The sequence below is a fragment of the Prolixibacter sp. DSM 2831 genome (genome assembly GCF_056493735.1).
This window is the reverse complement of record NZ_CM151379.1, coordinates 4,527,296-4,539,632: the sequence shown is the minus strand read 5'-3', so window position 1 is coordinate 4,539,632 and position 12,337 is coordinate 4,527,296. Positions and strand designations below refer to the sequence as shown.

Below are 12,337 nucleotides of genomic sequence, written 5' to 3'. Positions count from 1 at the left end.
AAACAGACCTGACAAATGAGACTTGCCTTTCGATTGGCAGCATATCTTGTTGCCTTATCCATTCTTGTATCATGTAATGATAAAGGAAAAAAACAATCATCGACTCCGGATAGTGGATTCGGACAATATGTTAGTCGCTATACCAGCGGAGTTATCTCGGTAAAAGCGCCGGTTATCGTTGAGCTGAATAAAGAACCGAAAAACCCAAAACAGCCCGGAACAGAGGCCGTTGGCAGTTTGATAAAACTATCTCCTGCCGTGAAGGGAACCGTTCAGTGGCTGGATGCTCACACGCTATCATTTACACCGTCGGAGCAGATGAAGTCGGATACCAAATACGAGGTGAAAGTGGCGTTGGGTAAAGTGCTCGATGTTCCTGCTCAGTTTAAGGTGATGAAGTTTCCGGTGACGACCATCCGGCAATCGTTTACCGTAAATGATTTGGCGGTAAAGGCATTCGATGATCAGGCTCTGAAATGGCAATACCTGTCGGGAACTGTTCACACGGCTGATGTGGCGTCGGATAAAAAGGTGGAGCAGCTGATAACGGTGACCCTGAATAATCAACCCGTTTCGTTGACGTGGGAGCACAATGGCGATGGACGAAATCATCGTTTTACGACCGATAGCCTGCAGCGAACCAATTCGACCCAGGAATTAGAGGTTAACTGGAATGGCAAACCGCTGAGCGTGGATAAAGAAGGTTCAGAAAAGGTTGAGCTGCCTGCTCTCGATGAATTTAAAGTGACCGATGTTCGTGTGGTGCAACAGCCGCAGCAATATCTCTCGCTTCGGTTTTCCGATCCGTTAGATAAGGATCAGAATCTGGAAGGTCTGATCACCATCGATAAGAGCAGCAATCTCCGGTTTGTGGTCGATAACAATGAGCTGCAAGTGTTCCCGCCGGAGCAATTGACCGGTGAACATCAGATTTATATTTCGGAAGGAATCCGGAATGCGTTGGGATATAAACTTGGACAAAGTTCAGATATAACCGTGCGTTTTCAGGATTTGAAACCGGCGGTGAAGTTCGTCGGAAAAGGAACGATTATGCCTTCATCCGAAGGATTGATTTTGCCATTCGAGGCAGTCAACCTGAGGGCAATAGATTTACGGGTGATAAAAATTTATACCAACAACATTCACCAGTTTTTCCAGGACAATCAATACGACGGAAATTCGGATATCAAACGGGTGGGGCGTCTTGTTCTTCAAAAGCAAATTAACCTGAATGTTTCCTCGTTTTCGAAGCTGAAGAACTGGAATACCTACAAAATCGATTTGGCTAAGCTGATAAAGATTGAGCCGGGAGCTATTTACCGCGTTCAGATTCAGTTTCACAAAGATTTTTCGGTGTATGGAATGAGCCAACTGCCCAACAATCAAACGTCGGCCATTGATGAGCTGGAAGCATCCCGCAAACGCGAAAAGGATATGGAGCAGTGGGACGAACCGGGCTGGTACAGCGATTATTATTATCCGCCCGGATATGACTGGTCGCAGCGCGATAACCCCGAAAATGTCTCTTATTACAACTCCAATCGTTTTGTTGCTAAAAATCTGTTCGCGACCAATCTGGGGATCATTGCCAAAGGCGGCAACGACAAGTCGATGAATTTTGCCGTGAGCAACCTGAAGACCACCGAGCCTGAGTCGGGTGTTCAGTTGAAGATATACAACTACCAGGATCAACTAATGGAAACACTGACGACCGATGCGGATGGTTTTGCGACGGTTCAGTTGAAAAACAAGCCTTTCCTGCTGGTAGCCGAGAAGGACGGTCAATACGCTTATCTGCGGTTGGATGACGGCTCATCCCTGTCGCTGAGCAATTTCGATATATCGGGAGGTGTGGTACAGAAAGGAATCAAAGGCTACATCTATGGAGAGCGGGGCGTTTGGCGGCCCGGCGACCGCATTTATCTGACGTTTATTCTGGAAGATAAGAACCACCAGTTGCCGGAACAGCATCCGGTCATTTTCGAGTTCATCAATCCGAAAGGACAGACGGTGAGCCGTCAGGTAAAAACGGCCGGAGAAAACGGATTTTACTGCTTCACAACGAAGACCGACGCTGATGCTCCTACCGGGAATTGGCGCGCGGTGCTGAAAGTCGGGGGACAAACCTTCACGAAACGTATCAAAGTTGAGACCGTGAAACCCAACCGGCTGAAGATTAATCTCGACTTTCATACGAAGCAACTGGTTTATTCTTCAGAACCTTTGCACGGTACATTAAAGGCGACCTGGTTGCATGGCGGCATTGCCAAAAATCTCAAGGCGCGAATCGCTGTCAATTTCTCAGCCATAAGAACGGCATTTCCGAAATACGCCAACTACCATTTCGATGATCCTTCGAAGGATTTGGTATCGGAAGAGCAGAATATTTTCGATGGCAGGCTGAACGAGAAAGGCGAGACGGGGGTCGATTTTAAATTGCCCAAACTGACGTCTGCTCCGGGAATGCTGAATGCTTTCTTCACGACGCGTGTTTTCGAAGAAACCGGTGATTTTAGCATCGACGTACAGAAAATCAAGTATGCACCTTACAGTTCTTTTGTGGGAATCAAACTGCCGGCTTCCGAATCGGGCTGGTACAAAACTGAAACGACTTATCCGCTGGATATCGTTACGGTTGATCCGGAAGGAAACCCGATTTCCCGGAAGGGATTAAAAATTAGTGTGTACAAAGTGGATTGGCGCTGGTGGTGGGATTCCGGCGAAGATCACCTGGCGCGTTATGTGACGGGCAATTACCGCCGCCCGGTTTTGCAAGGGACAGTCAATACCGTGGACGGGAAAGCTAAAGTTTCGTTGAAGATTCCGTATAAAAACTGGGATGATAACGGCCGCTACCTGATTTATGTGAAAGATCCGGTGAGTGGGCATAGCACGGGAATTACCGCCTATTTCTCGAAATGGGGAGGCTGGGCCACCGAGGGAATGCAGGGCATGGCTACCATGCTGGCATTCAAAGCCGACAAAGACAAGTATAAGGTTGGCGACAAAGTAACGGTAACCATTCCTTCCGGGAAGAATGGACGGGCGTTGGTGAGTCTGGAGAACGGCTCGAAAGTGTTGAAAATGTTCTGGGTGAAAACGAAGGAGAAGAATACAACTTTCCAGTTTGATGTAACACCTGACATGGCGCCTAACATCTTTATCCACGTTTCCCTGATTCAACCTCACGCGCAAACCGAAAACGATGCGCCGATACGATTATACGGGGTCATTCCTATTATGGTGGAAGATCCAACAACGCACTTGAATCCGCAGATTGAGATGCCGGATGAACTGGCTCCTGAAAAATCGTATGAGGTAAAAGTATCGGAAAAGAACGGTCGCAAAATGACCTATACGTTGGCTGTGGTGGATGAAGGTCTGCTCGATCTGACCCGCTTCCAAACTCCCGATCCCTGGCCGGTATTTTATGCCCGGGAAGCACTTGGCGTGAAAACCTGGGATTTTTATGATGATGTAATTGGCGCTTACGGTGCACGTTTGGAAAAGGCATTTGCTGTAGGGGGCGACCAGAATCTGGCGGCTTCCAAAAGGAAAAAGGTCAATCGTTTTGAACCGGTAGCGCAGTTTATCGGTCCTTTCACGCTAGGGAAAAATCAAACACAGACGCATACGCTGAAAATGCCGAACTACATCGGCGCAGTCCGTGTAATGGTTGTTGCCGGCAATGACGGCGCTTACGGAAATGCCGATAAGTCGGTGAAAGTCATTAAGCCGCTGATGCTGCTGGGAACCTTGCCGCGCGTACTCGGTCCGGGAGAAGAAGTAAAACTTCCCGTGAACGTATTCGCCATGAAACCAGAGGTGAAGGATGTAACGGTGAAAGTTGAGACGAACAATCTCTTCACCACGGTTGGCAGTAATACGCAGAAAATTCATTTCGATGAAGTGGGCGATCAATTGGCCGGTTTCAACCTGAAAGTGGCTTATAAGACCGGAGTTGGTGAGGTGACTATTACCGCGCAAAGCGGAAAATATACCGCCAGTTATCAAATCAAGCTGAATGTCCGGCCATCCAATCCGCGGGTGACCAACGTTTCAGAACAGCTCATCCAGCCCGGTAAAACCTGGGAAACACAGGTCAAAGCACCGGGAATGGAAGGAACCAATTCTGCAAGTCTGGAGCTTTCGGGTATTCCGCCGCTCGATTTGAGTCGGCGGTTGGATTACCTGATTCATTATCCGCATGGCTGTATCGAGCAGGTAACATCCGCCGTTTTCCCGCAACTGATGCTGGATCGTTTGATTGAAATTCCGTCGGACAAAGAGCAGGAAATTGAAGACAATATCCGTGCTGCGCTGAATAAGTTGACCACCTTCCAGTTGAGTAACGGCGGGTTTGGTTACTGGCCGGGTTCGGCGTACGCTTCGCCATGGGGAAGCAATTATGCCGGGCACTTCATGCTCAAGGCAGAAGAAGCCGGTTATACGCTGCCTTACGGAATGAAGAGCAAATGGCTGAATTATCAGCAGAATATGGCCCGCAACTGGGAAAATGGTTCGAATCGGTACAGACAGTCGGCACTCATTCAGGCGTATCGGTTGTATACCCTGGCATTAGCGCAACATCCCGACATGGGTGCAATGAACCGCTTACGCGAAGAAAAAGACGTCAGCACCATCGCCAAGTGGCGTTTGGCAGCTGCTTATGCGGTGGCCGGTCAGCCGGAAGTGTCATCGCAAATTATCAGCGGGCTCAGCCGGGAAGTGAAACCCTACCGGGAATTGTACGGAACATATGGTTCCAACTGGCGCGATGAGGCGATGATCCTGGAGACACTTTCGTTGATGAACCGGAAAGCAGAGGCGTTCCCGCTGGTAACCGAACTGGCACATCAGCTCTCGACCGATGATTGGATGAGCACACAGACCACTGCGTATTCGTTGATTGCGATCGCCGAATTTGCCGGCAAACAAAAACTGACAGACAAACTATTGAAGGCAAGTGTTGCTGTAAATCAATCTTCCGCGAAAGCGGTGGAAACCAACAAACCGTTGTGGCAGCAATCCATTGCCCTGAAAAATAATCAATCGGCGGAGTTGAGTGTGAAGAATGAAACATCTGATGTGATGTATGCCCGCGTGACGACCGAAGGTATTCCGGTAACGGGTGACACCACATCGGTTCAAAGCAATCTGTTCATGAACGTCCGTTACACCGATATGCAGGGAAACAAAATCGATCCGTCGAAGCTGGAACAGGGAACCGATTTTGTAGCTGTTGTTACCGTTCAGAATCCGGGACAACGCGGAATTTATCGTGAGATGGCACTGACAACCATTTTCCCGTCTGGCTGGGAAATTATCAATCAGCGGTTGAATGATGTGCCGAGCTCTTTAAAGAACGATGCATTCGATTACCAGGATATCCGTGACGACCGGGTGAATACCTATTTTGAGTTGAAACCGAATGAACGAAAAACGTTCCGCGTTATGCTGAATGCGGCATATGAAGGAAAATTCTATCTGCCCTCAGTCCTCTGCCAGGCCATGTACGATAACCGTATAACGGCGCGGCGGCCGGGTGAATGGGTGGAAGTCGTAAAATAATGATTCCGGAAAGCGGACGAATGAGCATGACGAAGTTGAGGGTTCGGAAAAAGTGGAAAATATATGTAGGCGTTGGGCTGCTGGCACTTTTTGTGGTTTGGTGGTTCAGCCTGCCCAATCCGCTTTTTTCGGACCCTTGCTCTACCGTCATCGAAAGTCAAAACGGAGCATTACTCGGTGCCCACATTGCCGATGACGGGCAGTGGCGTTTTCCCGAAATCGGAAATGTTCCCGATAAATACAAGACAGCAGTTCTCACGTTCGAGGATGAGCATTTTTATCAGCATCCCGGTGTTAATCCGTTTGCTCTGGGGCGCGCCGTGATTCAGGATATCCGTAACAGACGCATCGTCAGTGGCGGAAGTACCATTACGATGCAGCTCATTCGTCTTTCCCGGAATGGGAAACCGCGCAACCTGTGGCAAAAGTTGGTGGAGATGGCACTGGCCGTTCGCGCCGAGGTGCGTTATTCCAAGGATGAGATTTTGCGTTTGTATGTTTCTCATGCCCCTTTCGGGGGAAATGTCGTCGGGCTGGATGCTGCGGCCTGGCGCTATTACGGTCGTAATCCCGACCAGTTGTCGTGGAGCGAAGCAGCGACGCTGGCCGTTTTGCCCAACGCTCCTTCGTTGATGTATCCCGGTAGGCAGAACAGATTATTATTGGCCAAACGAAACCGGTTGCTCGATCGGCTTCAACAGCAGGGAAAAATTGACTCAATGACCTGCCGGCTGGCCAAGCTGGAAGAGCTTCCGCAGAAAGTGTACGCTATCCCGCGAATTGCTCCGCAGTTGCTGAACCGGGTGTTGAAGGAGCATCCCGGAGAAAGAATCAAGACGACTGTAGAGAGGAATCTGCAGGAGCATGTGAACGATGTGGTCAGGCAACATCTGGTAGCACTGAAAGCCAATGGTGTTTTCAATGCGGCGGCGCTTGTGTTGAATGTGGAAAAAGGCGAGGTGCTTGCATACGTGGGAAACAATCCGGACAGGGGAAACGGCGAACATGGCGAAGATGTGGATGTAGTAACTGCTCCCAGAAGTTCGGGAAGTATCCTGAAGCCCTTTCTTTATGCGGCTATGCAGGACGATGGTTTGATTCTTCCCAACACGTTGATTCCCGATATTCCTACCAATATTGGCGGTTTCAGTCCACAGAATTTCGATCTGAAATTTGAAGGCGCTGTTCCTGCTTCCATGGCCTTGTCTAAATCACTGAATATCCCAGCTGTGCGTATGCTGCGCGACTTCAGTGTCGATCGATTTTACGGGTTAATGAAACGGCTGCATTTCTCCACTCTGAATCATCCCGCTAATCACTATGGGCTTTCGCTGATCCTGGGCGGTGGCGAAGTTGATTTGTGGGGTTTGGCTGGGGCCTATTCGTCGCTTGGACGCATCCTGATACATTATGAAACAATGGATGGCAAGGCCCTGAAGAACGATTTCAGGGAACCGTCTTACCAGGGAAAAAGTTATTCGAAGCAGGAAGCGAAAGATATTCCGATTTCGGCCGGAGCCGCTTGGTTAACTTTTAACGCCCTGCTAAAGGTGCATCGTCCGTCGGAAGAAGCCGGATGGGAGTCGTTTGCTTCTTCCCGGAAGGTTGCCTGGAAAACGGGAACCAGTTTTGGCTTCCGCGATGGCTGGGCCGTTGGACTCGACCGAAATTATCTTGTAGCGGTTTGGTGCGGCAATGCCGATGGCGAAGGTCGTCCCGGCCTGACCGGAACGACAGCAGCGGCGCCCATCATGTTCGATATTTTTCATTTGCTTCCTGCCGGAAAGTGGTTCACACAGCCGGTGGATGAAATGGTGAGAGTTCCTTTATGTCGCGAAAGCGGATACCGGATGGGACCCTATTGCACCGATGCCGATACGACGTGGATTATGCCGAAAGGCTTGCATACGAAAGCTTGTCCCTTTCATCGACTGGTACATCTCGATCCGACTTGGAAGTGGCAGGTGACAAGTCAGTGTGTACCGGTGGACAAGATGATTCACAAATCATGGTTTGTGCTGCCGCCTGTGATGGAATGGTATTATAAACGAAGGAATCCGCTGTATAAACCACTGCCGCCTTTCCGGCCCGATTGTGCCGAAACGCCTGCCTCGAAGGTGATGGAGATGATTTACCCGCGGGAAAACAACCAAGTGTTTGTCCCTATACAATTAGATGGTTCGCCTGGGAAGGTCATTTTGGAAGCAGCTCACTCCAATCCGGATGCTGTGATTTACTGGCATCTCGATGATAAATATCTTGGTGAAACTACCGGGAAGCACCAAATGCCGGTGAGCCCATCGGTGGGAAAGCATGTCATCACACTGATCGATAATCAGGGAAACGAGCTGCAAAAATCCATTGTGGTAGTGGCAGGAAAGAAGCTTGAATAGTGAATAATATGTTGTTCAACTGAATAACATAGCAGGTTTGAACCAGTCCTTCAATCTTTTGTTTAGTTTTGTGTCTTAAAATAAATGAACTATGGCAGATAAATTTTCGGATCCGATAGGCCGGCTGATGGGGTTGCGGTACAAATCGCATCCCTGGCATGGAGTGCATATCGGTAGTGATGCTCCGGAAAAAGTGACCGCTTATATCGAGGTGGTTCCGACAGATACCGTTAAATATGAGGTAGACAAAGATACGGGCTACCTGAAAATCGACCGCCCCCAGCGGTATTCCAACGTGGTTCCCGCATTGTATGGATTTATCCCGCAGACTTATTGTGGCAAGTTGGTTGGTGACTATTGTAGTGACAAAACCGGCCGAAACGGAATCAAGGGTGACGGTGATCCAATAGATATTGTGGTGCTGACCGAGAAAGCCATTCATCACGGCGATATCCTGGTAACGGCGCGTCCTATCGGTGGTTTCCGAATGATTGATAAAAGCGAAGCCGACGATAAAATCATAGCTGTATTGGACAATGACTTTGTTTATGGTGGCTATGAATCGCTAAAAGACGTTCCGGAAAATATCATCATTCGCTTGAAACACTATTTTCTCACCTACAAGGATATCCCGGACGAAGTCCGTAATTCGGAAATCACTCATATTTATGAGCACGATGAAGCCATTGAGGTGATTAAACGATCGATTTCGGATTACACACAACGGTTCGAAAATTTAGGCAAACTTCTATCGCTTGACGACTAGACAAGATACTTCCCCGGACCAAAAATCCGGGGATTTTTTTGCTTTCAAAATTCCGTTCGTCAGAAAGTTTACGGCGTTCACCATATAGAATCAGCTGTTCACGGAAAAAAGTTGATTGTTTCAATTTATGATCATAATTTCATCTTTACATCTTCTTAATTGATAGATGTGTAGAATTTAGGATCATGAGAAAAACATTTGGTTTTAATTCCGATTACCGACAATATCTGCCTCAGCTCAGATGGCTGTTTTCCGTCGGCTTCATTCTTGTTTTAGCCATTTGGATTCCGTTGAGCATATCTAAGCTTGTTCATTGGGAAGGCAATAATTTTCTTTTTCACGGAGGAATCTGGGCGGTAACCATCCTGATATTAAACGCAGGTGTAAAATTTTGCGGTGCTCAAACAACCGATTTGATAATTAGGCCGCTACCTACACTTGTTATTCCACTGATTCTGATTCTCACGGCTGTTTTTGCTTTAGGTATTGGCCCTTTGTATTTTCTACAGCCGATCTCTCTGCGTGGGGTCAACCTTCACGCCTTTGGTTTAGAGCCCAGTCCGGTGACATTCGTTTTATTTGTCATCTTGTTACCGTTGATTGAGGAAATCTTTTTCAGGGGAATTTTGCTGGGACACATGTTGCATAAATTGAATGTAACCAAGGCGATTATCATTTCATCGTTTCTTTACGCGCTGGCGCAATGGGGGAATGAACACTTACTTACAGCACTGTTGCTGGGGGCAGTATCGGGCTTATTGTATGTTGTCACCCGCTCACTTCTTTCCAGCATTATTTTTCACATTGCCTGGAACTTTTTCATCTTCTTTTCCTGGCTGGATGGTTCTCTGTTTCTTTCGGTTGTGAAAAATGGTCTACCCGATTTTAACGGACGGTTACTGTTGGAGGAATTGGGACTGGTTGTTCTTACAATTGGCATCTTCTACCTGATGCGACGCATGGTGCTTCGTCAGGTAAGATAATTCTACATGAAATGTGAATTGAGCGGGTTAACGCCGTAATGTGACGTACGTGTAGTCGAAATCGTTTTTTTTGTCGTGATGCTCTTCCCGTTCCAGCTCTTCCCACTCAGTATAATCTATTTCAGGAAAAAAGGTGTCAGCTTCGAATTTTTCATGCACCAACGTGAGATATAACTTTCCTGCTAACGGATAGAACTGTTCGTAAATCATTCCACCGCCAATCACAAATGCTTCTTCTTCGTTTTTCACCTTTTCAACAGCCTCTTCGATGCTTCGGACGATCTCAACACCTTCGAATGACTCGAGTGATTTAGAAATAACGATGTTTCTCCGGTTGGGAAGCGGACCGTTGGGCAGCGACAGCAGTGTATTCTTTCCCATGATAATGGGATGGCCCGTCGTAATTTTCTTGAAACGTTTCAGGTCGTCGGGCAGATAGAAGAGCAGATTGTTATTGCTGCCAACTGCATAGTTTTTAGCAATGGCCACAATGATGGAAATATTCTGATGAATCATACCGACACTTTTCCTTTAATATGGGGATGAGCCTGGTAATTCACCAACTCGAAATCTTCGTATTTGAAATCGAAAATGCTTTTCACATCCGGGTTGATTTTCATCTGCGGAAGTGGATAAGGTTCACGGGTCAACTGCAGTTTTACCTGCTCCATGTGGTTATTATAAATATGCGCATCACCCAACGTGTGCACAAAATCACCCGGTTTTAATCCCGTAACCTGTGCCATCATCATCGTTAGCAAAGCGTAAGAGGCAATATTAAAGGGCACCCCCAGGAAAATATCGGCACTTCGTTGATATAGTTGACACGACAATTTTCCGTCATTCACATAAAACTGAAAGAGAATATGGCATGGCGGTAGGTTCATTTCATTGAGCTGCCCAACGTTCCACGCACTTACAATGATGCGGCGCGAAAGCGGATTGTTTTTTATCTGGTCGATGGCCCTGGAAATCTGGTCGACATGTTCCCCTTTTGGTGTGGGCCACGAACGCCATTGATAACCATAAATGGGACCGAGCTCTCCCTTGTCATCTGCCCACTCATTCCAGATACGTACCCCGTTTTCCTGTAAATACTTCACATTGGTTTCGCCCTGTAGGAACCAAAGCAGTTCGTGGATAATGGACTTCAGGTGCAGCTTTTTGGTTGTTAATACCGGAAAGCCTTCCGACAAATCGAAACGCATCTGGTGACCAAAAACACTTAATGTGCCGGTTCCGGTGCGATCTTCGCGCGGAGCACCATTATCGAGAACATGCTGGAGTAAATCTAGGTATTGTTTCACGGGTGTAAATTTTAATGAGCTCAGCTCATTGTTCATTCATGATAGTTCCAATTTCTTTTTAGGAGTGTGTTTATATTTAAACAAAACCATAAATAAAACAGCAACAATCAATGCATATATTGCGAATGTGTACCAGATAGATGGCCAATCCAGCGAACCATTGCTGCCGGTAAAAAATATTTTTATTGCATATCCTGCAGCAACATTCCCAAGCACAGCACCTACTCCATTGGTCATCATCATAAACACTCCCTGGGCCGAATTTCTAATTTTCTCACCTGTTGATTCTTCAACAAACAGTGCTCCTGAAATGTTGAAGAAATCGAAAGCCATACCATACACAATACACGAAGCAAAAATTGCTACAATGCCCCACGTGGTTGGCCCCGCAATACCGAATAAGCCAAAACGCAACATCCATGCGAACATGCTCATCAACATTACTTTTTTAATACCAAACCGGCTTAAAAAGAATGGAATGGTAAGAATGAACAGTGTTTCTGATACCTGGGAGACAGATAGAATTATGGTACTATATTCTTTGGTGAACGGATGATTTACACTACTAATGAATGCATCGCCATAAGCATTGGTGAGTTGAAGTGCGGCTCCCAGCAAAATGCTAAAAATAAAAAACACAGCCATTTTAGAATCTTTGAACAGGCTAAAAGCTTGCAATCCTAATTTGTCGACCAGTTTTGTGGAGCCTTTTATTTTATTTTCGGGCTTAATGGAAGGAATTTGAGTAAATGTAAAAATTGACAAAACAACTGCACCGGCAGTTCCAATCAAAAAGCTGTAGCCTGCAAAATATCCTCTTTCAAAAATATCAGGGATGGCCAGCTTAACGATATTGGTGATCCACATGGCGGCAATAAAACCAATCGTTCCCCAAACCCTGATAGGAGGAAACGCTATTTGCGGATCTTTCCCTTCACGGACAAGTAACTCAAATCCAATTGAATTATTGAGTGCAATGGTTGGCATATAAAAGCACATGGCTAACAGCATGATTGCGAAGAACACCCACGGATTATTTATCATCGGCAATATGGAAAGCGTAAGTCCAAATAGTAGATGCAGCAAGCCAAACAAAACGTTTGATTTTATCCACTTGTCGGCGATAATACCAAATAGCGCTGGTGTAAACAGCGACGCAATTCCCATTGTAGAGAAGATAATGCCAAATTCAGCACTATCCCAATGTTTCACGCCAAAAGCATAGGTGCCTAAGGTCATCATCCAAGCGCCCCATACGAAGAACTCTAAAAAGTTCATCATTATTAAGCGCATTTTAGTATTGCTCATAAATGCCTA

7 protein-coding genes are annotated in these 12,337 nt (G+C 46.9%); 4 read left to right on the top strand and 3 right to left on the bottom strand.

Annotated features, from left to right (window positions below):
* Nucleotides 1–15: 15 nt before the first annotated feature.
* The 4 genes from AC060N_RS18830 to AC060N_RS18815 all read left to right on the top strand — a co-directional run bounded on the left by AC060N_RS18830 (nt 16) and on the right by AC060N_RS18815 (nt 9,713).
* Complete coding sequence (locus tag AC060N_RS18830; protein ID WP_479525065.1) at nt 16–5,571, top strand: alpha-2-macroglobulin family protein; 5,556 nt, start codon at nt 16–18, stop codon at nt 5,569–5,571.
* Nucleotides 5,572–5,591: 20 nt separating this feature from the next.
* On the top strand, nt 5,592–7,964 hold the full coding sequence (gene pbpC, locus AC060N_RS18825; RefSeq protein WP_479525064.1) for a penicillin-binding protein 1C: 2,373 nt from the start codon (nt 5,592–5,594) through the stop codon (nt 7,962–7,964).
* Nucleotides 7,965–8,055: 91 nt separating this feature from the next.
* Nucleotides 8,056–8,730, top strand: a complete 675-nt coding sequence (locus tag AC060N_RS18820) for an inorganic pyrophosphatase (RefSeq protein ID WP_479525063.1) — start codon at nt 8,056–8,058, stop codon at nt 8,728–8,730.
* Nucleotides 8,731–8,915: 185 nt separating this feature from the next.
* A complete protein-coding gene (locus AC060N_RS18815) occupies nt 8,916–9,713 on the top strand; it encodes a lysostaphin resistance A-like protein (protein ID WP_479525062.1) in 798 nt (265 codons plus the stop codon).
* 27 nt (nt 9,714–9,740) lie between these two features.
* Here the strand turns inward: AC060N_RS18815 and AC060N_RS18810 are convergent, their stop codons facing one another.
* Genes AC060N_RS18810 through AC060N_RS18800 form a run of 3 tightly spaced genes read right to left on the bottom strand, consistent with a single transcriptional unit; the run spans nt 9,741 to nt 12,328 of the window.
* The gene (locus AC060N_RS18810) at nt 9,741–10,229 is read right to left on the bottom strand and encodes a dihydrofolate reductase (protein WP_479525061.1); all 489 of its coding nucleotides are present in this window, start codon (nt 10,227–10,229) and stop codon (nt 9,741–9,743) included.
* A complete protein-coding gene (locus AC060N_RS18805) occupies nt 10,226–11,020 on the bottom strand; it encodes a thymidylate synthase (protein WP_479525060.1) in 795 nt (264 codons plus the stop codon). The genes AC060N_RS18810 and AC060N_RS18805 overlap by 4 nt, the downstream gene beginning before the upstream one ends.
* Nucleotides 11,021–11,056: 36 nt before the next feature.
* On the bottom strand, nt 11,057–12,328 hold the full coding sequence (locus AC060N_RS18800) for an MFS transporter (RefSeq protein WP_479525059.1): 1,272 nt from the start codon (nt 12,326–12,328) through the stop codon (nt 11,057–11,059).
* Nucleotides 12,329–12,337: the final 9 nt, after the last annotated feature.

Bases quoted from the DNA above. Each gene is read 5' to 3' on its own strand.
- AC060N_RS18830 (WP_479525065.1), top strand. From the start codon at position 16: ATGAGACTTGCCTTTCGATTGGCAGCATATCTTGTTGCCTTATCCATT.
- pbpC (WP_479525064.1), top strand. From the start codon at position 5,592: ATGAGCATGACGAAGTTGAGGGTTCGGAAAAAGTGGAAAATATATGTA.
- AC060N_RS18820 (WP_479525063.1), top strand. From the start codon at position 8,056: ATGGCAGATAAATTTTCGGATCCGATAGGCCGGCTGATGGGGTTGCGG.
- AC060N_RS18815 (WP_479525062.1), top strand. From the start codon at position 8,916: ATGAGAAAAACATTTGGTTTTAATTCCGATTACCGACAATATCTGCCT.
- AC060N_RS18810 (WP_479525061.1), bottom strand. From the start codon at position 10,229: ATGATTCATCAGAATATTTCCATCATTGTGGCCATTGCTAAAAACTAT.
- AC060N_RS18800 (WP_479525059.1), bottom strand. From the start codon at position 12,328: ATGAGCAATACTAAAATGCGCTTAATAATGATGAACTTTTTAGAGTTC.